Source organism: Chryseobacterium sp. FG46 (assembly GCF_057809135.1).
In genome coordinates, this window is sequence record NZ_JBMDJJ010000002.1 from 138,774 (window position 1) to 165,523 (window position 26,750).

Consider the following 26,750-nt stretch of genomic DNA (forward strand, 5'->3'; position numbering starts at 1 on the left):
ACATTCTCTTGCTAAAAATCTTTGATTTTTTTTGTGCCTTAAAATTATACTCAAAATTTAGAAAAACTTTGCGAAATCTTTACGATTTTCCAACAACAAACAAGAGATGATCTATCTTAAACACAAAGTTTAATAAAGCTAAAAGAATATAGTAAGCGAGCAAAGTAAGTGACTTTGTCGCTGATGAAGGTGAATGATAATGCGTTTGCTTATAAAGAATCAATTATTCATTCTAACTTTGTCTCCTTAAAAATTATAAAAGCATCAAAGAAACTTCGAATTTAAAAATACCTCGTAGACTCTGGAACGTCCACCCAATTTTAAAATCAGTGTGAGGACATTAAAGTTTAGATTCCTTGCTATGCCCGAAATGACAAAGATGACATAAAAAGGCACCACTTACAAGTAAATGATGCCTCGTCACTGAATATATTTGAATGTAAAATTGTTTCTGTTTATCTACTCATTCTGTTTGATTTGCGGGTTATTATTAATCTCTTTATTAGGAATCTGGAATCTGAATTTATCTGGTGTCAGATTGAATCGTCCAAAAGTATGATTCGTTCCGGTGTATACTCTTTCTAAAGGAGTATTGAGCCTTTTCATATCAAACCAGGCGTAGCCTTCACCCCAAAGTTCTATTCTCTTTTGCAGTACAATTTCTTTGATCAGTTCAATGCCCGATTTTGTAGACAGGGTATAAGCCTGATCCCTTTTAGAAGTAATATCGAATAATACCTGTCTTGCTTCAGCTTCTCTTCCTTGTCTGGCAAGCGCCTCAGCCTGGATATAATACAATGAGGAAGCTCTGATGTAAATATAATCTCCTTCAAAAAGGGTAGGGTCTTTAAATTTCCAGCTTACATATGGTGGATAGTTTTTCGTTTTTCCATTAAAAGTATACGTTGCATTCTGACTTCCATTGAATACCTTCTTACGGTAATCCGTTGCCGGAATGGCTTCATAAAGACGCTTGTCTATCAGTTTACGGATCTGTGCCGCTCCCGCATAGCCTTCATTGGTATTATCAAACATGGAGAAGAAAGAAGCATAATAATTTCCGATACTCATCGTAGAAATGGTATTATGAAAGCCCCATATTACCTCAGGATTATTGATGTTGGAAAATCCGGTAGAGGTATAATCATTTTCGGTCATAAGGGCAATTCCTTGTTTACTTTCCCCAGCGTATTGGGCTGCTTTGATATAATCTCCTGTTTCCAGGAATACCTCTGCGGCAATAGCTTTAGCAGTTCTTTGGTCTATCTGTGCTCTGGAAGGACGGGCATATGTGTCCAAAAGCGTAACAGATTCTTCTATATCTTTTTTGATTTGAGTATACACCTCAGCAACAGTTGATCTCGGAAGTCCCTGATTTGGGTTAGCTGCTGTAAGAACCAATGGAAGTCCCGGCTCAGACTGATGTCCATTGTAATCATTAGCATAAAAGCGAACAAGATAAAAATAAGCATAGGCTCTTAAAGCGAGCAGCTGTCCTGCAATCGCTCTGTTTTTTGCATTGGCATTTTTATCCAGACCATCAAGAAGCTTGTTGATCACAAATATTCTTGCATAAAAAGTGGTCCATACAATCTCAGAAGCAATATTGCTGGCATTGGTGGCCTCATAATTATAAAACATTCCCAGGTGCTGGTTGGTAGATTGGATGACATCATTGGACATCAGATCTGCACCTGCTTTGATTCCCATAATCCCGAAATCCGAGTGAACGGTAGTACCGCCGGCACCGTTGCTCCGAAGATCAAGATATACGCCCCCCAGAATTTTTTCCGGACTGTTAGCATCATTATTGAGCTGCTCCCCGGAAATATCTCCTTCCGGTAAAGTATTGAGATCATTGGCACAGCTGGTAGCCATAAAGCCTATGGCTGCAGCTGTTATAAAGTATTTTATTGTGTTCATTCCTGTTTTTTAAAAATTAAGTTTAAAGCCTAAAGAGACACTGGACAAAAGAGAATAACGGTAAGCATCAGAAACTCCCGTCAGTGAAGCTCTTGGGTCATATCCTTTTCTCTTGGACCATAGGTACAGGTTGTTTCCTGTCACGTAGATTTTCAGGGCTGATAAGCCTGCCTGTTGTGCAAAACCATCAGGAAGCTGATAGGATAGGGTTACATCCTGAAGACTGATATAATCTGATTTGATCAGATAAAGCGTTGAATTTCCGTTCTGGTTTGTAGCCGTAAGATCTACTCTTGGTAATGCAGCAGTGGGATTCTCAGGTGTCCATGTTTTATCCAGATCTGTTGAATAGTTAGAACCATAACTGTCAGAATGGAATAAGCTTCTGTAAATATCATCATATCCATATCCTCCGAACTGATACGCAAAATTCACTGCCAGATTGAATCTTTTATAGCTGAAATCTGTCCCGAATCCACCATACACCTTTGGAATAGCAGACTTTCCGGTGTTATAGTCCGTGGCTTCCTTATAATTATTGGTCACTGTTCTTTCTTCCTTTTGCGTGGTTGGGTTGATTTTTGTACGGTACCACAAAGCATCACCATTTTCAGGATTTACTCCGGCAAATTCTTTGAGGAAATAGGTGTAACGGTCTCCACCTTCTGTTAAAATAAATAATCCGCTAACCAAGCCTGTATTTCTCTGCTCAGCCGGTAATCGGGTAATCTTATTTTTGTAATGAGTGGCATTCGCATACAAACTCCACTGGAACTCGTCACCACGAAGGATATCAACGCTTACATTAGCCTGAACACCTCTGTTGGTCATATCTCCGATATTTCCATACTTCACATATGACCCTGCATTGGAGGGAGGAAGGGGAAGTGTGTAGATCATATCCGAAACTTTCCTTTCAAAATAATCAGCATTCAGACTGATTCTGTTTTTTACAAGTGAAATTTCAAAACCGGCATTCAGATTTTTGGAGGTTTCCCACTTCAAATCCTTGTTTCCCTGTTTTTTTAGCGACAGAACAGGTTTGTCGTCCCCGAAGTTATTGATTCCGTAAATATCCTGATAAGCATAGTAATCTCTGCTGGAACCACCTAGAAGGATGTTATCATTTCCCTGCTGGCCGTAAGAAGCTTTTAATTTTAAAGAATTGATCACACGGTTGTCTTTAAGAAAATCTTCTTTTGCGATATTCCATGCCAGCCCCAGCCCATAGAAATTTCCCCATCTGCTCTCCGGAGAAAATACAGACGAACCGTCTCTACGGATATTGGCATTGAAGAAATATTTACCATCATAATTATACAATAATCTTGTGAAATAGCCTTCTACCGCATACTCATAACCGCTTCCTGATAAACCGGTAATTTTCACGGCATTATCAAAAGCTTGTGAGTCAGGTAATAAAAGCTGCTGCTTTGATCCGGAGAATCCGTTATCTTTTATCTTATTCAGCTCATGCCCTGCAAGGAGATTGAAGCTGTGATTTCCCAGCTTTTTCTGATAAGTAAGCAATTGCTGATGGTTCAGCGTATATTTGAAATTAGAACCTTGAGAAATTGTTCCTCCCACAGAAGATGAAGTTCCCCCTTCCGTATTTCCAAACTCAAGGTTTCTTGTATTTTCAAGATAGGCACCAAAATTATAAGTAAAATCCAGTCCTTTGATGATTTCATAATGTAAACCCAGGTTCAGGTTGGTAATGTTGCTGACGATCTGTGACTTATCTTTCTGAAGGTTACCTACCGGATTTTCAAATACAGCATAAGATCTTGTGGCACCATTAGGTCCTTGGCCATCTCCATAGTCATATAAGGCATTTCCATAACTGTCATACAGCCTCTGATAGTTGTTATCTCTCAGGAAAACAGGATAGAAAGGAGCTATATTTCTGGCAAACTGGAAAGGGTTGGAGAAACCTCCGGTCTCACCGAAATCCTGCTTGCTATAAGTGTAAGATAAAGCACTGGTTAGCTTCAGTTTTGAAGTGATAGAGTAGTCTACATTAGATCTGATCCCGAATCTTTCAAAGCCTGAAGAAATCAGATATCCTTTATCATCCAGATAATTAAGGGAAGTATAGGATTTTACCTGATCCCCGTTAGCGTTGATTCCTACCGTGGCTTCTCTTCGCAAAGCAGGTCTGAAAAGCAGTTTCTTCCAGTCGTCCTGGTATAAAAGTTTCGCGTCAGGATTAAAAGAACCGTCTTTTGAAATCAATTGATTAAACGGAACATTATACACATTGTATCCCAGTTTGGCCAATGCTGAAAGTCCCACATCATGAGGAGAAGGGCCGGAAGGAACTGCTCCCGGTTGTTTCAGTCTTGCAATTTCACCAATTCTTGCTCTGTTATAATAAGCTGTATAATAATCCTGAGGAGAAGTATAAACCGGATAATCTTCAATGGATCTGAAATTAACCCCTGTTTTTACATCGGCTTCAATACTTACACCTTTACTTTTTCCTCTTTTGGTGTTCACAATAATCACTCCATTGGCTCCTCTGGAACCATACAAAGCATTCGAAGAGGCATCTTCCAGAAAAGAAATACTTTCAATGTCTGATGCCGCAATACTGTTCAGGTTTCCGCTGTACGGAATTCCATCCAGTACAATCAGCGGGTCACTGGAGGCGTTGATAGAGCCTATTCCTCTCATTCTGATCGTAGGCTGAGAACCTGGCTGGCCGGAAGAAATTACCTGTACTCCCGCCACTTTTCCTCCAATTCCCTGAAGAATATTTCCGTTTTGAAGATTAGAAAGATCTTTAGCCTTCAATGATTGTACAGATCCTGTAATCTCTTCTTTTTTCTGCTTTCCAAAAGCTACCACCACTACTTCTTTGATGGAAGTTTCCTTGGAAAGACTGTCTTTACTTTGTGCAAAACCATATTCCGCGAACAGCAGTAAGGCCAATACACCAAGCTTGCATTGTTTCTTTTTCATTATATTAATCTAGGTTTAAACTGAATTGTGTATTACTGCTGATCTCCCGGTAAAAAGTGTGACTTTCCGCCTCCTTTTTCAGGGAGGTTTTACAAAATAGAAAAGTAAAATTTACAGGAGATATACCCGGATGAAAGAAGCCTTGAACTCTTTGGCTTTAATTCCTACAGTAATGAATGTATCTCTTAAAAAGTTAGCACATCATCATCATGCACATCATATCAAAGCACATGTTTTGAGAAATACAGTTGTGCTGTGAAAGGGCAGACATTCCACAACAATTTTGCTGTGCAGGAGCTGCCGCCGTAATGGTGCATAGGTAAGAATTAAAGGTATTCTTATTCATGAGAATAAAGTTTATGATTTTTTTAACTGGGTCAAAATTATTTAATAATTGACAAACCCCTATAAAAGGAGAGTATGAGATAAATCATATTAGTCTACTAATTTAGTAGGTTAATTTAAAAAAAATGAAAAATTTGAATTTATTTAATTGACAATCAGTGTTTTATTTTGTTATGTGAAATGTTGAAAAAAGATAAAAAAGTAACATTTTTGAATATGAATTAAAATTAATAGCATTAAGTCTATTGATTTTGTAGACTTTTGTTTATTTTATAGCTGTATTTTCATGAGAATGAGGATCAGGAGCTTCATCCTGCTATCCGCTCATACTCCTCGCCCCTGGCTGAATCCACTTTTTGCTGCGGGGTAACCGCTGCTATCAGGGCTAGAATAGAATTATAAATTATGAATTATGAATTATGAATTATGAATTATGAATGAAAGAAATAGACTCAAACATCTGTGTTGATCTGTGTAATCTGTGGGAAAAATGAAAATATTCAATAGGTACGGGCTTTAGCCCGTTTAACGAAGATTAAAAAATTCATCAGGCTTCAGCCAAAACCTAAAAAAAGAAGCCTACCTTTCGGTAGACTTCTTATGAAAACAAGATTAAAATATGGATTTATTCTTTCTTAATATCCGGAACGGTCAACGGAGTCTGATCCCAACCACCACCAAGCGCTCTGTAAACAGCAACACTCGCTTTAAGTTGGTTCACTTTCTTTTCTACCAGCTCAAATTTGGACTCCAGTGCATCCCGCTGAGTCAGCAAGACTTCCATATAATCAGCACGGGCATATTTGAACAGGTCGTTGGAAATATCTATAGACTTTGTTAAAGCATTCACTTCCTTCGTTTTGATATTCACGCTGCTCTCCAGATTATGAATTTTAGACAACTGATTGGCTACCTCAATATAAGCTCCCAAAACAGTCTGCTCATAATGATACACTGCCTGAATCTGTTTGGCATTGGCATTATTATAAGCCGCTTTAATCGCTCTTCGGTTGATCAGAGGAGCGGTAAGTTCTCCCGCAAGAGAAAACAGAAACGACTGAGGTTTAATGATGTACAGCGGATTAAAAGCCTGTAACCCGACTCCTGCAGAAAGATCAAGAGAAGGGTAGAACCTTGCTTTGGCTGCCTTAATGTCAAGCTTGGCAGCCGCCAGTTCATATTCAGCCTGTTTGATATCCGGACGGTTTTCCAATAGTTCGGAAGGGATTCCTCCATACACAGCTTGCGGAACAACAGAATCAAAAGAATCCTGACTTCTTTCCACGGGTTGAGGAAATCTTCCCACCAGATAGTTGATCTTGTTCTCCGTTTCAACTATCTTCTGCCGGATATCATACTGCATGCCCTGGGTTTTCAGAACCTGAGCTTCAAATCTCTGTACTGCCAGTTCATTGGATCGCGCATTCTTTTTTAGTTCTTTGATAATCTCCAAAGCATCATTCTGAATTTTGATATTCTGATTCAAAATAACCAGCTCATTATCCAGCGCCAGCAGCTCATAATAAGAATCGGCAATCTCAGAAATAAGATGAGTCGTCATAAAATTCTTTCCTTCAATGCTCGCAAGATACCTTTGTACCTGTGCTCTTGTGGCATTATGAAGTTTTCCCCAGATATCGGTTTCCCACTGTGCCTGAGCACCTACACCAAAGTCAAACAAAGGTTCCGGCATTTCTCTGCCGGGTTCTATTTCAGTATTAGCTTCCATAGCCCCGATATTGGTGTATCGGCTTACTTTGTCTACACCAGCTCCGGCTTTTAAACCTACAGAAGGAAGATATTCCCCTTTTTTGGCTTTGATTTCGTTTTTAGATATTTCAATTTCCTGAAGGACAATATTCAGTTCCTGGTTATTCTGAAGAGCCTGACTAATCAGCTCCTGAAGATGAGGATCACTGAAATATTCATTCCACTTCATTTTTCCGGTATTGATGGTGTCATTCTCTGCTGAGCCGTATTTTTCAGGGACAGTTTTATTTTCAGCACGCTGTACGATTTCTATAGGTTTACAGGCAGTAAGACTTAATAAGACGACTGCCAGACCTGCATATTGATATATTTTTCTTTTATTCATAATGGATCATGTCTTCGCTTAATGGAGATTCATCTTCGTCTTTAATCATTTTTTTACCGTCAGACCACTTGGCAAATATGTAGTAAAGCCCTGGAATTACAATCACTCCGAATAGCGTTCCTATCAGCATACCTCCCAGTGAGGATGCTCCAATGGTATGGTTTCCGATAGCTCCGGCACCTCTTGCAAAAACAAGCGGAACCAATCCTGCAATAAAGGCAAAAGAAGTCATCAGGATCGGTCTGAAACGGGCTTTTGAGCCTTCTACAGCAGCTTCCAAGATAGAATCTCCTGCCTGGCGTCTTTTCACGGCAAATTCTACAATAAGTACTGCGTTTTTACCCAGTAATCCGATAATCATGATCAATCCAACCTGTGCATAGATATCATTTTCCAGTCCCATCGCTTTTAATAATAAGAAAGATCCGAATACTCCCACTGGTAAAGAGCAAAGCACTGCAAACGGAATAAGAAAACTTTCATACTGAGCGGCCAGAACCAGATACACAAATACCAGAACAACAAGGAATACATAGATGGCTTCATTACCACGCTGTGCCTCGTCATAAGACAATCCTTCCCATGCCACTTTGTATCCGTGAGGAAGTGTTTTAGCCGCTGTTTCATTGATAGCCTGAATAGCATCAGCAGTAGTATACCCTGCAGCCGGAAGACCGCGGATGGCAGCTGAATTGTACATATTGTAACGGGTAATCTCGTTTGGTCCCTGAGTCTTTTTCATCGTCATAAATGCCGAATAAGGAACCATTTCATCACGGTCATTTTTTACATACAGATTCATAATATCCGTAGGAAGTCTTCTGAATTCCGGAGACGACTGTACATATACTTTAAAGAACTGTCCGAAACGGATAAAGCCCTGTTCATAGGTACTACCGATCAGAATGTTGAGATTGTCCATCGCTTTTCCGATAGAAACTCCTTTCTGCATCGCTGCATTATTATCAAATACCAGTTCATACTGAGGATAATTGGCTGCAAAGAAGGTGAATACTCCTGAAAGTTCCTTACGCTTTTTAAGCTGTGCGATGAAATCTTTATTGGCTTTATCAAATTCCTGATAATCGGTCGTTCTGTTAAGGTCAAGAAGTCTCATGGAGAAACCTCCCGAAGACCCGAATCCCGGAACAGCAGGTGGCTCAAAGAACTCAATGGTAGCTCCAAGATCTTTAGATTTTTCTTCCAGCTCTTCCATTATTTCCTTTACAGAATGATCACGGTCGTTCCAGCTTTTAAGGTTAATCAGACAGGTTCCCGCATTCGATCCACGTCCTTCTGTCATAATTTCATATCCTGCCAGGGATGATACAGATTCCACACCATCTACACCCATGCAGATTTTCTGCAATGTTCTGGAAACTTTATTGGTTTGCTCCAGTGTAGAACCCGGAGGGGTCTGGATAATGGCATAGATGGTTCCCTGGTCTTCATTCGGGATAAATCCGCCCGGAAGTACTTTATTGATCATCACAATTCCGGCACAGAAAGCAATCAGAATTCCCCATGTTACCACCTTTCGACTTACGATTTTTCTGAGGAATGAAGCGTATTTTCCTGTTACTTTATCAAATGTTGCGTTAAAAGAATCTAACGCTTTGGTGAAAATATTTACTTTTTTAGGCTTTCCATGATGGTTTTTCAATAACATTGCTGCCAAAACCGGAGTCAGAGTAAGCGCTACTACCGCTGAAATCACAATAGAACTCGCCATAGTAATCGAAAACTGACGGTAGAAAGTTCCCACCGGACCCGTCATAAATGAAATAGGAATAAATACCGCAACCATCACGGCTGTAATCGCAATAATAGCACCTGCAATTTCACCCATCACTTCTTTTACGGCTTTATAAGGCGAGATATTACTGTCTTCCATTTTGGCGTGAACTGCTTCTATTACTACAATCGCGTTATCAACCACAATACCGATTGCCAATACCAATGCGAAAAGAGTAACCAAATTGATGGTTAACCCAAAGAATTGGATCACAAAGAAAGTTCCGATCAAAGAAACCGGTACGGCAATAATAGGAATCAAAGTAGAACGCCAGTCTCCAAGGAAAATGAAAACCACGATGGCTACAAGGATAAATGCATCTCTCAGGGTATGCATTACCTGCTCAATAGAAGCATCCAGGAATTGTGAAACGTCATAACTGATTTTGTAATCAACACCCGGAGGGAAGTTTCCTTTCATTTCTGCCAGTTTTGCTTTCACATCCCTGATTACATCATTGGCATTACTTCCGTAGTTTTGTTTTAAAACGATAGAAGCGGAAGGATGTCCGTCAAGATTGGAATAAATATCAAAGAATTCACTTCCAAGCTCTACTTTGGCAATATCTTTCAGCTTCACATTTTCTCCTTCAGCATTGGAACGGACAATGATATTTTCATACTCTTCCGGTTTGTTGTATTGTCCTTTATAAGTCAATACATATTCCAGAGACTGGGCTGCAATCCCGGAACTTTGCCCGATTCTTCCCGGGCGTCCGATGATACTTTGTTCGCCAATCGCTTTCATTACCTCATCTACAGAGATGTCATAAGCACGCATACGGTCAGGATTCAGCCAGATACGCATGGCATATCTGCGGCTACCCAGAATCTGAGACTTTGCAATCCCGTGGATACGGTTGATTTCCGGGATGATATTCACCATAGAGTAGTTGTACAGGAATTTTTCATCCATACTTTTATTCGTACTGTAGAGATTCACGTACATCAGCATACTTGGCTGAATCGGGTTTACGACTACTCCTTCTTTCTGTACAAGCTCCGGAAGTAGAGGCATTACCTGATCTACTCTCGTTTTTACCAGAACTACGGCCTCATTGGGATCGGTTCCCGGATCAAAGACAACATTTACAGTCGCTTCTCCGGCACTGGTGGCATCGGTGGTGATATAACGCATTCCCTGAACTCCATTGATGGCATTTTCAATTGTAATCAAAGATGATTTTACCAATACATCTGCACTCGCTCCCGGATAAGCAATAGAAACAGCTACGGTGGTAGGGGCAATTTTTGGAAACTGTTCAGTAGGAAGCTGCTTCATAGCAATCCCTCCCATAAACAGGATCACAACCGATATCACAATCGCGAAAACCGGTCGGTGTATTACTTTTTTAAACATAATGCTGCTTTTGGGTTACTCGGCGTACAGATCCAGATTCGACATTACTTTTTCAGGTTTTTGGTACTTTGAGCTGATCTTCTGGTTTTCCTGAACCATTCTAAGACCCTCAAGCAGGATTCTGTCATCCTTGCCAAGTCCTGAAGAAACTACATAAATATGCGGTAATTCGGCAGCTACTTTTATTTCTCTTGCATGTACTTTGCCGTCTTTACCAATCACATAGACATATTTCTTTTCCAGCTCTTCGAAAGTAGCTTTCTGTGGAATCATCATCGCATTAACATAAGGGGAAGTAATAACAATGTTTCCGGTTTCTCCATATCTTAACAGTCCTTTTGGATTCGGGAAAGTAGCCCTGTAAGCGATATTTCCTGTTTCATTGTCAAAATCAGACTCTATGGTTTGTACGATACCATCTTGGGTAAACTCTTTGCCATTGGCCATTCTTAAACGTACATGCAATGGATTATTATCTTTTTTCGCATCCATCTGATTAAGATATTCAGCTTCAGGAACATTGAAGTATACCCACATTTTGCTGTTGTCTGAAAGTTCAGTTACCAATTCACCTTCATCTACAAGGCTTCCTTTACGCACATGTAATTTTCCTACAATTCCGGCAAACGGAGCACGGATTTCTGTGAATCTCAAATGGGTATTCATTGAAGAAAGCTCGGCCTGGGCTTTTTCATATCTTGCTTTGGCCATAGCCATTTCCTGAGGAGCAACGATATTTTTGTCAGAAAGGTTTTTGGTATTCTGATATTCAATTTCTGCGTATTGGGTTTCCGCTTTGGCGCGGTTTACATCAGATTCGTAAAGATTAGGCATGATTTTGAACAGCAGCTGTCCTTTTTGTACAAACTGCCCTTCATCTGCATAAATAGACTGGATGTATCCTTTTTCCTGAGCACGAAGCTCAATATGATTAATAGAACGGATTTGCGCAACATAATCTTTGTTCACCAATGTATCTTTTATAAGAGGGCTTGTAACGTTGAATGAAGCTGTTTCTGTTTTTTCCTTTTTTTCAGATTGACAGCCTACAAACAGGAGAATAAGGCACAAGTTGATATACATGAGACTTTTCTTGACCATGATAAATATTGTTTTTATAATAATTTATAATTGAAAAAATAGAGCTACCGACTCTCATAGCAGTGTATGAAAGCAGATAAGATTTTCGAAAAAATTAGTATAAAATCACAGTCGGATGACCCTGTACTGGATGTACAGATCATCGTCTAAGGTTTTTAAATGTTCTGATTGAGCAAGTGAAACAGCAATTTGTCTGTTGTGAAATGTAGTGACAAAGCCTGAAATAAGATGCCATAAACCATCTTTAAAAAGGGCAAGAAGTTTGGTAGAATCAGATGTTTCTACATTGTCGTCATTTTCATTGTCGTTTTCAGAAAGATTAGCTATGATTTTGTTGTATGGCGGATGGCTGACATTGTAAGTCTCATTGTCCTCATTATTTTTAAGAAATGCAAAAGATTCTTTGAAGCTCTTTTTCTTATGAATAAGAAGATCAGTGGTAAAATGAATATCAGAAGAAAGATCCGTTGAAATATACTGCTTGATTTGCACATAGTACCAACCTAAAATGGTAAGTAATGCAAATAACATACTGTATAAATATTGATAATTTTTTTTCCGCATCTTAGAGACAAAGGTAGCTAAACTTCAAAATAAGTGCAACCGTTGAAGATTAAAAAAGTGTTAAAAGTAGTTTGTTTACTAAAAAATAGATCTGTTTCTCCGATTTTCCTTTTTGGCTAGGAAGATAGATCCGTAACAGACAAGGAAAGTGAATATTGTAAAGTTTTTCAATATAAAAATTAATCTTTTTTTGAATTAGCTTTATTTTGCACAATTTTTGCTGTAAAAAGCTACTTTTAAAGGTTAAAGCATAACCGATAGTACAAAAAACTCCTCCAATATTTATTATGATGAAAAAATACCTTATTTATATATCACTTTTTGGAGCATCCTTATTCTGGGGACAAAGTAAAGTGACTGAAAAATCTGCTTATCAACAAAGCCTGACGCTGTCAGAGACAGAAAATGCAGCAATGGCGTTTGATGCTGATATAAAATTGTCTGATGCGGAAATCGCTTTGGATAAAAAACTCTTTCAGCTTCGTAAACAGCTTCTGAGTGATTCCGAAGCAAAGAAAATATCTTTATATAACAGCTCTTTTAATGAGTTAAAACCATTAATAGAAAGCAGCAAGCTGTTTGAAATCCTTCAGACAATGCCGAAAGGAGGTCTGCTCCATACCCACAGCGGTGGAATTACAGATGTGAAATGGATTATTTCAACAGCCAGAAAATACCAGGAATGCTATGTTTATGATCAGAAAGATAATGATCAGTTTATTTCCGGACAGCTGGGATTTTTTGAAAAAGGAAAAATTCCGGACGGATTTGTAAACCTTGATAAAAAACTCACTTCAAACCCTGATTTTGAAAAAGAACTGCAGGATCTTCTTACGCTGAAACGTAATAACCTTTGCTCTTATACAGATTATTGGATTGAATTTGAAAAACGTTTTAAGCGTATCAGTTTACTGCTTCCCTACCGTCCTTTCTTTAAAGAATATTATCTGAAAGGATTTCAGGATTTAGTAAAAGATAAAGTACAGCATGTAGAAATCAGATATATTTTTGATGAGCTTTATGATTTTCAGCATGGAAAGTATCCTTTGAAAACTTCCATCACAGATCTGCAGGACATTCTTAAAGAAATACACCAATCAGATCCCCGGTTTACTCTGAAACTGATCTATTCAAGCTTTAAATTCTTAGATAATGAAAGTATTGAAAAACAGCTGGAAACGGCATTCGAAATGAAGAAAGAATTTCCGGGTATGATCTCAGGCTTTGATCTTGTGGCAGATGAAGCGGCTGGGCATAATATCAGTTTTTTTGAGAAAAGCTGGGCCAAAATGAGCGGACTTAGCAAAAAGTACAAAGTGGAACTGCCTCTTTTCCTTCATGCCGGCGAAAGCAATTCTATTCTGAATAAAAATATTCTGGATGTAGTACTGCTGAACAATAAAAGAATTGGCCATGGACTGAATCTGATTTACTTCCCAAAAACAATGGAACAGGTCAGAAAGCAAAATAAACTGGTGGAAGTAAGTCCACTCAGTAATCAGATCTTAGGATATGTAAGTGATCTGAGAAATCATCCGGCAAGAGTCTTATTGAGCAATGGTGTACAATGTTCCATCAATAGTGATGATCCATCAGTGTATGGATATACCGGCCTGAGCTATGATTTTTGGGTGACACAGGTCTATTGGGAACTGGATGTGAAAGCCCTTAAGAAGCTGGTCTTCAATTCCATTACTTATTCTTCTTTGAATGATAATGAGAAAAAGAAAGCCGTTGATTACCTGAATCTGCAATGGAATGACTTTGTTCAGAAAGCAAATCTGCAATTAAATTAATTGTCATTTTGGTAAAAGCAGTATCCGGTTTTCAAAGACATTCAGAAGAGTCCTGACAGTTGAATCCGGTCTTAACTTTGCATAAAATCAGTCCGGGATCAATATTATCCCGGACTATATTTAGATATTTGTGTTTTTGAAGCTGTGTGGTATACAAGACTACTTCTGTAAGATATCTTATAGTAATAAAAATAGGAACAAAAGCTTATTGGACAGACTTTATTTTGATCTGATAATATGCATAAAGTATTATACGATAGTAACCTGTACAGCGATCCACCTAACGCCGTCACTTACTATTTTTACTTTAGGATAGTTCTCAAGTATTCTGTAATCGCCTCCGTTACCTGTTGTATAGTTAGTACTTATCCCGTTAATATATGTTCCGTAAATAGGATAATTGGTATATGCATGCACTCCTGCGGCTATTCCGTTTACACCATCGGAATCATTAATCAGATAAAGTTCACGCCCGGGAAAAAGTGCAGGATTCGGTAACTGAATATTATAATTCGTATTGATAAAATCCGGAGCAGATCCGGAATTGGTAGGCCCTGAGATGGTACCGGACAGTCTTATAAAAACATAATAATCACTATCCTGTACAATATACGGATTGGCAGGGGTCCTGCTTCCGGTAACAAAGGTAATATTTTGAGTGATTCCCGCTCCCAGACTGAACCTTCTCCATCCCGTTCCGTCCCAGTAATAATATCCGGGCGAGAGATTGGTCCCTATATTGTAGACAAGAAGACCTGTTGCCTGGCCGCTTATGCCGTCCAGATCCATTGTATAGGAGGTAAGATCTACTCTTGGAGGAAGAAATCCCTGGCTAGATGTGCTTACATCAAGCTTTGCAGAAGAATCAGGTGAAATAGTCCCTATTCCTACAGATCCGTTGGCGGTCACAACAAAATCATTGGCTTGTTGTGTAGATGTCAGACTACCTGATGTGGGGTTATCTTTTGCTGCATCAACATGGAATGCTCCCAATGGAGTAGTTGTGTTAATACCTACCTGTGCAAATAAAACTGTACATGTTAATAACAGTGCCATCGGCAGTAAAATCTTTTTTTTCATTTTTGATTTTTTGATTTTTTGATTTTTTTGTGTTTAACGATAATGGTTAGTATGGATGCCGGAGAATTGTTTTCTCAAACTTATTATCTGTGCAAAGATAGAGTGAATAATAAACTGAATATGATAAATTTACAATGTTTATAAAGGTGTTTGAATTAGAGTAAGATTCTGTATATTAGTAACTTGATTAAGTTGATTTATGAAAATATTCTATGAATAATTTATGATGGGTTAAAAAATGACTAATTTAGTATAAAACATAAGCGTTATAGTCATGATGAAATTGAATGGTACCAAAGAAAATGAAGATCACAATATGTCTTCCCTGAATAATCTTTTCAAAAGATATCTTCTTCATTACAATTTAATATTAGTAAGCGTATTACTCATTCATGAAACTTTCTTCTATTTTGAAGGAAATACCAATATTGCGATGGTGATGTTCGGCTTTACTCTTTTTCTTATATTGGTCACTGTGGTGGTTTATAAACTGGATTATTTTATTCTCAGACACCTGATCACCTATTATATTATTGTGGATATCGCCATTTTAAGCATTTTACTTTTTGCTTTCTGGAAAAATACTCCTGAGATTTCTGTGTTCATTCTTTTAATTCCTTTTGGAATCTATAATTTTTATAGTTTCAAGACAGTTATATACTGGACGGTTACTATAATGTTGTCCTTTTTGATTATCATCTCACTGCCGGATCATTATTACCCTGATGTTCTGCAGGTTCATTATAGTGCTTATGTAGGGACAATAAAAATTATTTCTACCTTTTTTATTATAGGATTATTTCTTCTCTATTATAATATTCTGATTTCAAATGAAAAGGTTAAAATTTATTTGAGGAATAGTAGTATTAAGCATAAAAATGATACTACTTTAGATGAGGAAGATTATGCAGCTGCTATAAATGAAACTTATACAGAACTGTATGAGCAGATTATTGATCATTTTAAAAGCGAGCCGTGGAAAGATCCTGATTTTTTGGCTCAGGACCTTGCAGAGAGCCTTAATACGAATACAACCTATATCTCCAGAGCTATCAATATCAATACGGGAATGAATTTTAAAACTTTTGTAAATAGCTACAGGATCAATTATGTTAAAGAAGAATTGAAAAAAGATAATAATTATAACCGGTACACCCTGATGTATATTTATACTTCAGCTGGTTTCAGACATCAGTCTACCTTTAATAAAACGTTTAAACAGTTTGAAAATATGACTCCCTCAGAATTCATCAATTCCGTACCTAAAAAAGAGGTGCCTGATCTGATAGAAGAAATGAAAGCTGTAGGCAGTTCTGCGGAATAATATTCTCAGATTTATATATCAATAAAACAGGGCTTAAATTATTTAATTTAAGCCCTGTTTTATTGACGATTTTAATGACATTCAAAAAGATTTTATAGGCTATTCTATCTTGATCTGAAGCTGTCGTAAATACTGAAGCCTATACTGCTGGATGAACTTGTATTTCTGTAGGTAATACCTGCAGCTGTTTTTTCAAGAATAAAGTCTACACCAAGATCAAAATCAAAAGTAAGAATATCTGTTCCTTCACCGCTTACTGTAAGGTTGTTAGCTCCTGTTCCTGGTGCAGATCCATAATATCTGCATTGGAATTTATTAGTAGTAGACCATACAACTTCACCATAAACTATAGCTCCAGAGCCTGGAACACCAAATGCAAATCCTGAATGAACTGTGAATTTTACAATTGATCCCTGGTTAGTCGCTACTAAAGTCTGAGCAGTGGGAGTACTTACATAATTACCGTCAAAAGTGAGCGCAGTAGTGCTGCCTGACGTTATACTATATTTGGAAAAGATGTTTCCATTATTATCAGCATGCAAAGGGAACGTTCTATTGTAATTGATGGATGAAGCTGTTTTGGTGTTGCTATTGCTCAGCCCGGTCAGTTTAAGAATAGAATTGGTATTCAATGTATTGATGGTAACCATTGCACTGTTGTCAGCGGAGCCGATACTGATTCTCCCATTATCTGCCACTATAAATTCAGTGCCTGCAGGTCTGGATGTTGTGCCGTCTGAAAGTTTCCCTATTTCAATTTTACTGCCTGAAGGAACATTGTTCCATTCATCATTGGTCTGATCGAATGGGCCGGCTGCGATTTTGATCCATTTATTGATAGTAGCATCACCATTAAAATAATAATATCCCAAAGAAACAACATCCACTGTTTGTCCGGAAGGAGAAGAGTCAGCAGCTGTAACGTATACCAGCGCTCCGGTTTGTTGTGCAGTGTATGTTTTTGTTTTAAGATCAACCCCTGTTAATTCTTGGAGCAATAATTCCATCAAATATGGAAGGGTCTGAAGGTTTTCCTACCACATCTAGAGTAGATTTAGGAGTGTTTGTATTAATACCTACCTGGGATAAAAGCATGCTGCAAAATAATATATTCAGCGCAGTTAATTTTTTTTTCATTTTAGAATTATTTTAAAGGGTTACTATAAATACTTTCTAAATGCAAATTGAAATATAATTTGTTATTAAAAAAAATATATATAAGTGGATTTATAAATGCAGTGAATAATAGTAATTTTACTTTTTACAATCCTGATTATCAGTTGCTAGTGTTCTGTTTGCTGAAGCAGCGCTTTATTTACGACTAAGAGTGGATGTCCTGTTTTTCAATTAATTGATAGGGTAAAAAAAGAAATCCGTAGCTGCTTTTTTCAGTTGCGGATTATTTTGACCATACAACAGGTAACAGGTCGCCTTATTGAAGTGATTAATGTGATTTGTCTTTTAAGAAATCTTACCTACTTTTTGAACTTTAATCCTGACAATTCTTTTTTTACAGGGGTACTCAACTTTGACGGACTTACTTTTGTCAGAATCAAAGATTCACAGTTATTGAAAATGGCAAAACGTTTTACTGTTTCTATGAAAGGTTTCAGCCATAACTCTACGTCTAGAGTATGGTTTTCAATATGTAAATGAATAAGCTCCAGCTTTTTTTCTTTTCTGTGAGCTTTACAGTCCACCCTTCCTATAAACTGATCTCCAAACAGGATAGGCAGGCAGAAATAGCCGTACTGCCTTTTTTCTTTTGGAGTATAGCATTCCAGCCGGAAATCAAAATCAAAAATCTGTCTGATTCTATCCCGATGGATGATAGCGTTGTCAAAAGGAGAGAGCAGCCGGATATTGGAATCTTTAAGATCAAATGTCTTGTCAAGAACATCGTTCCGAACAAAGGCGGAAGACAATCCTTCTATTTTGACCTGAGATATCAATCCTTCTTCAAGCATTGTTTGTAAAACCTTATTAACGTTATTCTTTAAATCATTTCCCTTCCTGAGATGGGTAATCTGCTTTAATGTCGTAAATCCATACGCTCTCAGATTGGTTTTTACCAGATATTCTGCAAACTCAAGTGGAGTAGGTTCTGTAGTGTTAATGAAAGATGGCAGAACCTTCTCAGCGAGATCATAAGTTTTCTGCATTCCGGAGCGTCCGCTGATCATCAGATCTCCCTGCATAAAAAGTCTTTCAAGAGCTAGTTTGGCAGGTTTCCAATTCCACCAGCTTCCTGCTTTATGGCTTTCATTTTCAAAATCTCTTGCTCTTTTAGGCCCTTCATTACGGATGGTATCTGTCACATATTCCATCACTTTGGGGTCAGCATTGTAGTAACGGGATTCACCTCTTTTAATTGTCAGCATTTGGGGTAAAACATACCGGAAATCTTGTATGGGAAGATAGGAAGCAGCATGAAACCAATATTCAAATACTTTACGTTCCTCTACCAGTTCTTCCAGATAATCTGTCTGAAAATCAGGGATTCTCACCCATAGCGTATGATGATGGGCACGCTCTACCATAGATAAAGTATCAATTTGTATATATCCCAGATGCTCCAAAGCAGTAAGAACCGCATTTTTTCCGCTTCCGAAAGGGGTATTTTGTGTTAATCCCTGGCTGTCTAATGTGGCAAGCTTTAAGTGTTCCGGTGTCAGCTTCTTTTCCATTTTTAATTTGAAGAAAACAGGTTTGATGATGTTTCTTCAAATATAATGATTTAGCAGAAAAGCATTGAAGAGTATCTGTTTTAAGTATCTTGGGTAAGCTGTTCAAAAAATCAGTTGTTTTGACGGCTATCTCTTTTCAGTTCTCTTTCGATTTCATTCACATAGGGAAGGGGAGTGAGATAGCTGTCTTCAATATATTTTGTGATACTTTCATCTGTTTTTTTATTGACCTTTCTGATGAAAAGCTGATTCCCGGATTTCAAAGACTGAATGTAGTTGAATGTATTCTGTGTATTTTGAAAGAGAGAGGTCTCAAGTACCGCTCTTTTATCATCATTGATAATAATATCACTGAATGATGTATTCATAAGAACCGTCTGAAAAAATGATTCTGCAGGTAAAAAAGTATGAAGATAATAGTCTTCAAAATCCATTACCGTTTTGTTGTTGGTTAAAAATAAGCATGTTTCTCTTGTGAAAATGAACCATTTGCCTCCTATATAAGGGATTACATTTTTCATAAAAGATCTTTTGTAGATGAGAGATGAGATTACATAAGCCAATTCTGTAAAGTGATTTTGTATTCTTTGCAGGGTATCAGGTCTGTAAAACTTCTGATCATAATAAAAAAGATAATTCCTGCCTTTATTGGTGGTAAGAAATTTACGTATAATATTTTGTGACTTCAGCGGATAGTCTTCACCGCTCAGATTAATAAAAAAATCCCATTCTTTGCTAACATTGAGGAGGAATTCCATAGCGTTCAATTCTGCCTGAACGATGTTGAAGCCTCCCGAAACTATATTCATACTGTCCAGAATATAGACATTGGGAAAATGAACGATAAAAAGCTGTATTTCTTCAATGAAATCTTGTTTCGCTTTTTTATCAATATGGATAAGATAAAACTGATCCCTTGTATAGATCTTCTGAAACATCTTTTTAAATATTTCAGGTCTGTGATGTATCATGATGAAATAAGCAATTCTTACATGAGGGTCTGTATGTGATTCTAATGTTCTGGGAGAAGGGCTGGGTATGGCGGATGAAGCTTGCATGTTCCGGAGTTTAAAATCATCCGCGTCAGCAAATAATTCGGTTAATTTTCGGAAGGTACGAATAAATTTTTGATAATCAGTTAATTAAATAAAGTAGTATTCGGTTTTTTTATCGTAGGTTTGCAGAACATTTATAAAACAGGTCACTGCCTTTGCTATTCTGTCATAGTTTAAAATCACTTTTTTCTTTCAGTTTTGCTTTTTCAGCTACCAATTTATAGTCTTTGTTTTCATAAAGAGAATACGAGATTGTAAAGTTCTATTGTAGATAAGAGCGATGCGTTATTGCCGGGTATCAGTAATATATTTAAGAATATTATTGTAGCTGAGGCAAGAAAAAGATGAGCAGAAAAGAATACTCTTTTGTTTATCATTATAATAGACCAATTCAAATTCTGATCAACAGATTTGTTTGTAAAATACCGGGAAAAAACCGGAATTTATAATGAATTTTAAAAATTTAAATTTAATTAATCCTATTATCCGTGCAGTAACAGAAGCCGGATATTCCAGACCTACTGAGATACAGTATTCTGCAATTCCGCATATTTTAGCAGGAAGAGATATTGCAGCGTCTGCACAAACAGGTGCCGGGAAAACAGCTGCCTTTGCTATGCCCATTTTACAGCTGCTGAAAAGACAAACTCCGGATCATAAAGAAATACGGACTTTAATACTTACCCCAACTCAGGAACTGGCAATACAGATAGAAGAGAATTTTAAAATCTACAGCAAGTATTTACCATTATCCCAGCTTTCCATTTATGAAGGGGTTTCCATTGGAAGCCAGCTTGCAGCACTGAGAAAAAGAGTAGATGTTCTTGTGGCAACACCTGGAGGACTGCTTGATGTAGAAAATCAGAGACATATTGATCTTTCTAAAATTGAGTTATTTGTTTTAGATGATGCAGATAAAATGCTTGATATGGGATTCATTAATCATATAAAAAAAATATTGAATCTGGTTTCTCATAGAAGACAAAATCTGATTTTTTCTGCTACAATGCCGGGAAGTTTAAAATATTTTGCCAAAACAATCCTGAATAATCCTGTAGAGATTATTGCAAATCCGGCTTCTTCAATACAGCAGACGATGAAGCGTCCGGACCTTAAAAATATTCAACCGCTGGTGGGAAGCACAATGCCTGCCGGAATATCATAAATAAAATCTGTAGCGTTTACAGATCATAATAAACAATTTTTTAATAATAATTACAATGCAAGAAGGCACCGTAAAATTTTTCAATGAAGCAAAGGGCTTCGGTTTTATTACTCCAACAGACGGAAGTAAAGATATATTTGTACATTCTTCAGGATTAAACACAAGATTGATCCGTGAAAATGATAAAGTAATTTTTGATGTACAAAAAAGCGATAAAGGGTTAAATGCTGTTAACGTAAAGTTGACATAATAAAAACCTCAATTGCGAATATGTTATAATAGCATTCATTGTCATATTAGTCTCATATTTTTATATTTTTCCATTCAAAATCCATGAAACTTCAGTATCTGGATATTTTGTTTGAAAGAACATTGATGTAATGTAGATTATTTTATTTTCATTATGTTCATAAGCCTCTTACTTTTAAGTAAGAGGTTTTTCAGGAATTTAATAGATTAAGGCGGCAATTGGTCTGAATATTGACAGACTAAGACGGATACCCGGAAAATAAATATGCAGACTTGATATCCACTTACTATAGTGATGATTGAGCTGAGCATATTTTAATCCTTAAAAAGGGTGTAGAAAAGGATATGATTATTATTAATAATTTTAATGAGTATAAGTCTCTTGAAGGACAGGTGTTGGGAGATTCTTCCTGGCATACAATAAGTCAGGATCAGATCAATAGATTTGCAGATGCAACCCATGATCATCAATGGATACATACGGATCAGGAAAAAGCAGAGAGAGAAGGTCCTTTTTACTCAACCATTGCCCATGGGTACTTAACAGTGTCTTTGATTCCTTATCTCTGGAAACAGATTGCAGATGTGAGAAATGTAAAAATGGAAATCAATTACGGAATAGAAAACCTTAAGTTTGGAGAAGCAGTTCCGGTAAATAGTGATGTAAAACTGCAGGCAACCGTAAAATCCGTGACTGATCTTAGAGGTACTGTAAAAGCAGTCGTGGAGGCCAAACTCCTAATTAAAGACCATGTAAAACCCGCCTATACAGGGGATGTGATTTTCCTTTATCACTTTAAAGATTGATTTGCTTTTTATTGGGCAAATTATTGATATTTAACATCTTAAAACAAAAAGCATCATTGAATATAATGATGCTTTCAGTTTATATGACCTGTTTGTAAAAAACGATTGTGGTTTTGTGGTTTTCTTTTCCAGCAGATGACACAGATTTCCCCGATTTTTATGGTTAATATTATGTATGGTTCTTTACACGTACAAATGCCTATAAACTCAAGTACAAATACTGGGCTTCAAAATCGGAAATTTATACCTTAAAATTCACTCTTTTTTCGCCGTTACTTTGGTATGTTCAAAAGAAGCTTCAAAACCATGAACAACGGCAGCATCCGAAAAGCCAGGAAAAGAGTAGGAACCATATCAAATATTTTAATCATGAAAAATCCAGAAAATGTTGCTCCCTTTGTGGAAGCATCACAAATTATTACAGAACTGAAAGACAGAGCCAATGATATTCTTTCCAGTGTTTTAAGTACAGACCTGTCTGCAATCACTATTAATGGAAAAGGAAATTTCCCTTATTACTGGCAGGATCCGTCTAACCTGAAGTTTAATAAAAAAACTTACGACTGGATCTCTTCCAATCTTAGAGCCAATACTGACCCGGTACAGCTTGATCAGGTGTTTACCAATTACTTTATTGATGCTTTCTCAAAAGTCAATTATTCCTTATCTGTAGAAGATACGGCTGTACTGAATGATGCTCATACAAGAGCTACAGATCAGCAAATGGCTTTACTCAATGCCTGGGTAGCAGCTTATAATACGCTTCCTCCTGCTACGGATACCATGCAGCCTATTGATATCATTATGGATAAAATTGCTACAGAATGGGCGAATCCTTCCACTACTTTGTACCAGATTCAGAAGAGTGATAACCTTGATGCGTTACTGAATAAGACACCGGCAAGCGGTAAACCTATTCTCCCTGTCTTAGCCAATTATCTGGATGCGTTGGGCGCCACAATATCCTTACAGAATAATGTGACAATGAATAATGGTTATCTGTCCAAAGCATTGAAGAATGTACAGAATCCTAAAAAAGAAAACGGCGGGCTGCTCCTGAATGACGACAGTGTTTTACCCGCTTTTGAGGTGACCACCCCGCTCAACGAAATTTTAAACGGCCTTAAAAATACTTCTCAGACCGCTCAGATCGACATGGAGGTAAGCCGTGAATCCGAAAGCCGTTTCCGGGTTTCCGTAGAAGGGAAAACGGGTTTTTCTATTCCTATCTTTGATTTCTTTACCCTGGGAATTGGAGGGAATGCCAATTATTTCAGTGAAGATATTGCGATAAGCAAAAACTCTATCAAAATATCAATGATGTTTACAGGGGTTACTCTTGTGAACTTTGGACCAAAAGACTTTAATATTGCCAGCAATATGTACTGGGCATGGTTTGACCCAATCCGTAAAGCACAGACCAACAGCAGAGACAAAGAGGAAGAAAAGCATATCTCAGGATATAAGTTTTCTCCGGATCCGGGGATGAAATTCGGACCAGAAGGACCTTTCGGATTACTGAACGGAGTAGCAATTTCCAATTATCCTACTGTAGAGATCACGGTAACGGGTGAAGATTATAAAAGTATTCAGAAAACCTTTGAACAGTCTTCTTCGGCTACGCTTTCTTTCTTGGGAATTCCGCTGGCAAGTGTTAAAGAATCTACTTATTCTTCTTCCTTCTCTGTAGATCATTCAAAATCATCAATCAAAATTACACTCAGTCCTCCGCCAAGTCTTGTGGCTGGTAACAACAGAGATTCCATAGCATGGGTTCTGGGTGCGGTTGTGGATTATCCGGCAGAAGTGAATGATGACGTTGTACTTATTAGTGATGAAGAACTAGTCGGTAAAGGAGCTTATCCTAACTATCAACTGTATAAAGATAACTTCGGAACTACTTATTGTTCCGTAAAAAAAGTAAAATCTCACGCCGTGGGTGCCACATGGGTAAGTGAATGTCTTGCCGCCCATCCGGGAACAAGTGCTGCAGGAAAACCATGGACAAGCCCTAAACAATCCGGGGTGATCTGGCCATAAACCAACAAAAAAATAAGTAGTAAAAAATAGACTGTCTGAACAAGGCAGTCTATTTTGTTAGATTTTATTTCAAGATCTTCTTATTCTGTCAATTTTCAGAATTTTTGCTGGTTCCAGCCAGGGAAACTTTGAAGAATAGGACATTTTAAAAAACTATTTGACCAGGAGATAGATTCCGACTCCAATGGCAGCATAAGCTGTAACAGTAAGAATATCAGCAATAGGCTGTGAAAAGCGTTTTTCTGCAATTCTCTCGCTATTGATCTGGTTCTTATGGAACTTCAGACTTTTTTTGGCATTGCGAACAGGATGTGCTACCAGGCTGTCTCCTTCCCAACGGTCAACAATTACTTTATAACTTTTGTTGTCTACTTCAATTCTGACATTTTTACCGGCAGCCAATTTTTCCTGAACATTGACAGGAGCAGGGGCGGGCTGTGCATTCAGACTTGGAGCTGAAGTGTTGGTATCCATCATTTGCTGGGAAGTATTATTAGCTACAGCGGTATTCTTTTTAGGATTCTGATTATTGTTGGCGGCCAGATCTACTGGCTTTTTTACCTGATAGGTATAGCAGCTGGTAAGCATACATAATATAATGATGAAATAAAAATTCTTTCGCATAAGCCAAATTTAAGAATTAAACGGAATATTTGGGACTTTCTTTTGAAAGATGATGTTTTTTTTGAAAATTCTCCTTTGTTCCTGATGTAAAAAGTCTCAAAATATGAGTACGGCAAAAGTAAAAAACAGTGTCCTGTTTTTACAAGTACAATATAGCTTTTGGATAAAGGAATGTATATGTTATCCTCGTCGGGGGTTAAAGCTTTGACAAAGATTTTTTTTTCAGATTTATATTGAGAGCAAGAGGAAAATATATTTTTAATATATCTCTCATGTATGATATATGTAGTAGGTAAATGTCTTGTTGATGTATGGATAGTTTGTTAAAAATGCATTTTTGATGTATGTGTATATTGTTGGTGTATTTCTTATCTCCTTACATTTATAAAAACAAAATGATCAAATAATGAAAGAAAAATTTCTATTACTTGGAGGCTTTATCATCAGCCTTCAGGTGTTCTCACAAGTAGGTGTTAATACACCAAATCCTCAGGCCAGCCTGGATGTAGTAGGTAAGCCTACCTCTACTAATGTATTCGATGGTATTATTGCTCCCAGAATTACGGGAGCACAACTCAGAGCAAAGACATATACCCAAAAACAGCAAGGGGCAATGGTGTATGTAACAGCTGCTGATACAGCTCCCGACGGCCAGACAACAGAGGTAACCAGCACCGGATATTTTTATTTTGACAGCAACCTGAACCGCTGGCAAAAACTGAACTCGGGAGTTGTCACCGTTGGGGATCCTACAACAGATGCTTTCATTGATGATCCGTCCAATACAATGGTAAAATTAGGAGCAACTTCTACCGGAGCAGCCAGATCTTCCAACACCGATTTCGTTATTAAAGACAACGGAAGAGTGGGAATAGGAACTGAATTACCTGATACAGCCCTGCATATAAAAGAAAACGACAACACTAACAGTAATCAGCTGAAGGTTCAAGCAACCAATAGTTCTCCATTGATTAATCTGGAAAGAACAGGAAGCACTAATTTATCTTCCGGAACAGAGCTTGGAAAATTATCCTTTAATGGAAAGATTGCAGGAGCTAATTTTCCATTAGCAGGGATAAAAGCTAATTACTGGGGAAACGGGACAAGCAATTCTTCAGCTCTTACATTTTCTACCAGTGACCGGCCCGCTGTCGTAATTAATGAGAACGGGAATATGGGAATAGGGCGTTCTGATACAAATTATGCAATGTCTCCCACGCAAAAGCTGGATGTAGACGGAAATGTAAGATTCAGAGATGTTCCGGCATCCACCATGAACAGCACGGACATGTTAATGGCATTGGATGCTAACGGAGTTGCTAAAAAAGTAGACATCAAAGCACCGGCAAGCGTTTTGGTTGCTACAAGAACAGGCCCTTCTGCTAAACCAGGAGATAGCTCCTGGGCTATCATGTGGTTTGAAAATACCCGTCTTTCTGATAATACCTATCTGACAAGAGTTGATAACGGCACGTTTAAGGCAGTCAAGACAGGATTATACACCATAAATATCACAGCCCACTTTGACCAGGTTCCTGACGGGACATTAGCACAAAACCACTACAGAGGAGTAACAGTAGGGGTTAGTACTACAGCAAACAAACTTACCCAGCATTATGGATCTAATTATATGGGAAATGGATATACCAATATTACTGCTGTTTTTATATTAAATGCAGGAGAAGAATTTCATGCATACAGCCAATGTGATAAAGGAGGTACATACAGACAGTTGGAAGCTACTATGTCTGTTGTTTACACACCTTTATAATATGTT

At 37.7% G+C, this 26,750-nt stretch carries 20 protein-coding genes; 7 read left to right on the top strand and 13 right to left on the bottom strand.

Annotated elements, in window-relative coordinates:
• Positions 1 to 459: 459 nt before the first annotated feature.
• From ACODR7_RS02125 to ACODR7_RS02155, 7 genes are all read right to left on the bottom strand, one after another.
• Positions 460 to 1,923, bottom strand: coding sequence for a RagB/SusD family nutrient uptake outer membrane protein (locus ACODR7_RS02125; RefSeq protein ID WP_488836897.1), 1,464 nt, complete (start codon positions 1,921 to 1,923; stop codon positions 460 to 462).
• 9 nt (positions 1,924 to 1,932) lie between these two features.
• Positions 1,933 to 4,887, bottom strand: coding sequence for a SusC/RagA family TonB-linked outer membrane protein (locus ACODR7_RS02130; protein WP_488836899.1), 2,955 nt, complete (start codon positions 4,885 to 4,887; stop codon positions 1,933 to 1,935).
• A 193-nt stretch (positions 4,888 to 5,080) separates the two neighbouring features.
• Complete coding sequence (locus ACODR7_RS02135; protein ID WP_488836901.1) at positions 5,081 to 5,233, bottom strand: hypothetical protein; 153 nt, start codon at positions 5,231 to 5,233, stop codon at positions 5,081 to 5,083.
• Positions 5,234 to 5,857: 624 nt separating this feature from the next.
• Entirely contained in the window at positions 5,858 to 7,327 is a 1,470-nt protein-coding gene (locus ACODR7_RS02140; RefSeq protein ID WP_488836903.1) for a TolC family protein, read from the bottom strand.
• A complete protein-coding gene (locus ACODR7_RS02145; RefSeq protein ID WP_488836905.1) occupies positions 7,320 to 10,481 on the bottom strand; it encodes an efflux RND transporter permease subunit in 3,162 nt (1,053 codons plus the stop codon). The genes ACODR7_RS02140 and ACODR7_RS02145 overlap by 8 nt, the downstream gene beginning before the upstream one ends.
• Positions 10,482 to 10,496: 15 nt before the next feature.
• Positions 10,497 to 11,582 (bottom strand): efflux RND transporter periplasmic adaptor subunit, encoded by a 1,086-nt coding sequence (locus ACODR7_RS02150; protein ID WP_488836907.1) that lies wholly within the window; start codon positions 11,580 to 11,582, stop codon positions 10,497 to 10,499.
• A gap of 105 nt (positions 11,583 to 11,687) precedes the next feature.
• Positions 11,688 to 12,113, bottom strand: coding sequence for a hypothetical protein (locus ACODR7_RS02155; RefSeq protein WP_488836908.1), 426 nt, complete (start codon positions 12,111 to 12,113; stop codon positions 11,688 to 11,690).
• Positions 12,114 to 12,433: 320 nt separating this feature from the next.
• Between ACODR7_RS02155 and ACODR7_RS02160 the strand changes: the two genes are divergently transcribed.
• Positions 12,434 to 13,942, top strand: a complete 1,509-nt coding sequence (locus tag ACODR7_RS02160) for an amidohydrolase family protein (RefSeq protein WP_488836909.1) — start codon at positions 12,434 to 12,436, stop codon at positions 13,940 to 13,942.
• Between the two features lie 249 nt (positions 13,943 to 14,191).
• On the opposite strand, the gene ACODR7_RS02165 is transcribed toward ACODR7_RS02160, so the two are convergent.
• Positions 14,192 to 15,022 carry a hypothetical protein gene (locus ACODR7_RS02165; RefSeq protein ID WP_488836911.1) on the bottom strand — a complete coding sequence of 277 codons (831 nt, stop codon included), beginning with the start codon at positions 15,020 to 15,022 and terminating at the stop codon, positions 14,192 to 14,194.
• A 274-nt stretch (positions 15,023 to 15,296) separates the two neighbouring features.
• On the opposite strand from ACODR7_RS02165, the gene ACODR7_RS02170 reads away from it, so the two are divergent.
• On the top strand, positions 15,297 to 16,346 hold the full coding sequence (locus tag ACODR7_RS02170; RefSeq protein WP_488836913.1) for a helix-turn-helix domain-containing protein: 1,050 nt from the start codon (positions 15,297 to 15,299) through the stop codon (positions 16,344 to 16,346).
• 104 nt (positions 16,347 to 16,450) lie between these two features.
• Here the strand turns inward: ACODR7_RS02170 and ACODR7_RS02175 are convergent, their stop codons facing one another.
• The 4 genes from ACODR7_RS02175 to ACODR7_RS02190 form a co-directional block, all read right to left on the bottom strand.
• Positions 16,451 to 17,353 (bottom strand): hypothetical protein, encoded by a 903-nt coding sequence (locus ACODR7_RS02175; RefSeq protein WP_488836915.1) that lies wholly within the window; start codon positions 17,351 to 17,353, stop codon positions 16,451 to 16,453.
• Entirely contained in the window at positions 17,319 to 17,483 is a 165-nt protein-coding gene (locus tag ACODR7_RS02180) for a hypothetical protein (RefSeq protein WP_488836917.1), read from the bottom strand. The genes ACODR7_RS02175 and ACODR7_RS02180 overlap by 35 nt, the downstream gene beginning before the upstream one ends.
• A gap of 338 nt (positions 17,484 to 17,821) precedes the next feature.
• The gene (locus ACODR7_RS02185) at positions 17,822 to 19,033 is read right to left on the bottom strand and encodes a winged helix-turn-helix domain-containing protein (protein WP_488836918.1); all 1,212 of its coding nucleotides are present in this window, start codon (positions 19,031 to 19,033) and stop codon (positions 17,822 to 17,824) included.
• A gap of 110 nt (positions 19,034 to 19,143) precedes the next feature.
• A complete protein-coding gene (locus tag ACODR7_RS02190; protein ID WP_488836920.1) occupies positions 19,144 to 20,091 on the bottom strand; it encodes a beta-1,6-N-acetylglucosaminyltransferase in 948 nt (315 codons plus the stop codon).
• A 445-nt stretch (positions 20,092 to 20,536) separates the two neighbouring features.
• Here ACODR7_RS02190 and ACODR7_RS02195 point away from each other — a divergent pair, with 445 nt between their 5' ends.
• The 4 genes from ACODR7_RS02195 (at position 20,537) to ACODR7_RS02210 (ending at position 24,349) form a co-directional block, all read left to right on the top strand.
• Positions 20,537 to 21,253 (top strand): DEAD/DEAH box helicase, encoded by a 717-nt coding sequence (locus tag ACODR7_RS02195; protein WP_488836922.1) that lies wholly within the window; start codon positions 20,537 to 20,539, stop codon positions 21,251 to 21,253.
• Positions 21,254 to 21,308: 55 nt separating this feature from the next.
• Entirely contained in the window at positions 21,309 to 21,503 is a 195-nt protein-coding gene (locus ACODR7_RS02200) for a cold-shock protein (RefSeq protein WP_076595634.1), read from the top strand.
• Between the two features lie 344 nt (positions 21,504 to 21,847).
• Positions 21,848 to 22,309, top strand: a complete 462-nt coding sequence (locus ACODR7_RS02205; RefSeq protein WP_488836923.1) for a MaoC family dehydratase — start codon at positions 21,848 to 21,850, stop codon at positions 22,307 to 22,309.
• 369 nt (positions 22,310 to 22,678) lie between these two features.
• Complete coding sequence (locus ACODR7_RS02210) at positions 22,679 to 24,349, top strand: lamin tail domain-containing protein (protein ID WP_488836924.1); 1,671 nt, start codon at positions 22,679 to 22,681, stop codon at positions 24,347 to 24,349.
• 153 nt (positions 24,350 to 24,502) lie between these two features.
• Here ACODR7_RS02210 and ACODR7_RS02215 read toward each other — a convergent pair whose 3' ends face one another.
• On the bottom strand, positions 24,503 to 24,973 hold the full coding sequence (locus tag ACODR7_RS02215; RefSeq protein WP_488836926.1) for a hypothetical protein: 471 nt from the start codon (positions 24,971 to 24,973) through the stop codon (positions 24,503 to 24,505).
• A gap of 406 nt (positions 24,974 to 25,379) precedes the next feature.
• Between ACODR7_RS02215 and ACODR7_RS02220 the strand changes: the two genes are divergently transcribed.
• On the top strand, positions 25,380 to 26,744 hold the full coding sequence (locus ACODR7_RS02220; RefSeq protein WP_488836928.1) for a hypothetical protein: 1,365 nt from the start codon (positions 25,380 to 25,382) through the stop codon (positions 26,742 to 26,744).
• Positions 26,745 to 26,750 lie beyond the last annotated feature (6 nt).

Bases quoted from the DNA above. Each gene is read 5' to 3' on its own strand.
- ACODR7_RS02125 (WP_488836897.1), bottom strand. From the start codon at position 1,923: ATGAACACAATAAAATACTTTATAACAGCTGCAGCCATAGGCTTTATG.
- ACODR7_RS02130 (WP_488836899.1), bottom strand. From the start codon at position 4,887: ATGAAAAAGAAACAATGCAAGCTTGGTGTATTGGCCTTACTGCTGTTC.
- ACODR7_RS02135 (WP_488836901.1), bottom strand. From the start codon at position 5,233: ATGAATAAGAATACCTTTAATTCTTACCTATGCACCATTACGGCGGCA.
- ACODR7_RS02140 (WP_488836903.1), bottom strand. From the start codon at position 7,327: ATGAATAAAAGAAAAATATATCAATATGCAGGTCTGGCAGTCGTCTTA.
- ACODR7_RS02145 (WP_488836905.1), bottom strand. From the start codon at position 10,481: ATGTTTAAAAAAGTAATACACCGACCGGTTTTCGCGATTGTGATATCG.
- ACODR7_RS02150 (WP_488836907.1), bottom strand. From the start codon at position 11,582: ATGGTCAAGAAAAGTCTCATGTATATCAACTTGTGCCTTATTCTCCTG.
- ACODR7_RS02155 (WP_488836908.1), bottom strand. From the start codon at position 12,113: ATGTTATTTGCATTACTTACCATTTTAGGTTGGTACTATGTGCAAATC.
- ACODR7_RS02160 (WP_488836909.1), top strand. From the start codon at position 12,434: ATGATGAAAAAATACCTTATTTATATATCACTTTTTGGAGCATCCTTA.
- ACODR7_RS02165 (WP_488836911.1), bottom strand. From the start codon at position 15,022: ATGAAAAAAAAGATTTTACTGCCGATGGCACTGTTATTAACATGTACA.
- ACODR7_RS02170 (WP_488836913.1), top strand. From the start codon at position 15,297: ATGATGAAATTGAATGGTACCAAAGAAAATGAAGATCACAATATGTCT.
- ACODR7_RS02175 (WP_488836915.1), bottom strand. From the start codon at position 17,353: ATGGAATTATTGCTCCAAGAATTAACAGGGGTTGATCTTAAAACAAAA.
- ACODR7_RS02180 (WP_488836917.1), bottom strand. From the start codon at position 17,483: ATGAAAAAAAAATTAACTGCGCTGAATATATTATTTTGCAGCATGCTT.
- ACODR7_RS02185 (WP_488836918.1), bottom strand. From the start codon at position 19,033: ATGGAAAAGAAGCTGACACCGGAACACTTAAAGCTTGCCACATTAGAC.
- ACODR7_RS02190 (WP_488836920.1), bottom strand. From the start codon at position 20,091: ATGCAAGCTTCATCCGCCATACCCAGCCCTTCTCCCAGAACATTAGAA.
- ACODR7_RS02195 (WP_488836922.1), top strand. From the start codon at position 20,537: ATGAATTTTAAAAATTTAAATTTAATTAATCCTATTATCCGTGCAGTA.
- ACODR7_RS02200 (WP_076595634.1), top strand. From the start codon at position 21,309: ATGCAAGAAGGCACCGTAAAATTTTTCAATGAAGCAAAGGGCTTCGGT.
- ACODR7_RS02205 (WP_488836923.1), top strand. From the start codon at position 21,848: ATGATTATTATTAATAATTTTAATGAGTATAAGTCTCTTGAAGGACAG.
- ACODR7_RS02210 (WP_488836924.1), top strand. From the start codon at position 22,679: ATGAAAAATCCAGAAAATGTTGCTCCCTTTGTGGAAGCATCACAAATT.
- ACODR7_RS02215 (WP_488836926.1), bottom strand. From the start codon at position 24,973: ATGCGAAAGAATTTTTATTTCATCATTATATTATGTATGCTTACCAGC.
- ACODR7_RS02220 (WP_488836928.1), top strand. From the start codon at position 25,380: ATGAAAGAAAAATTTCTATTACTTGGAGGCTTTATCATCAGCCTTCAG.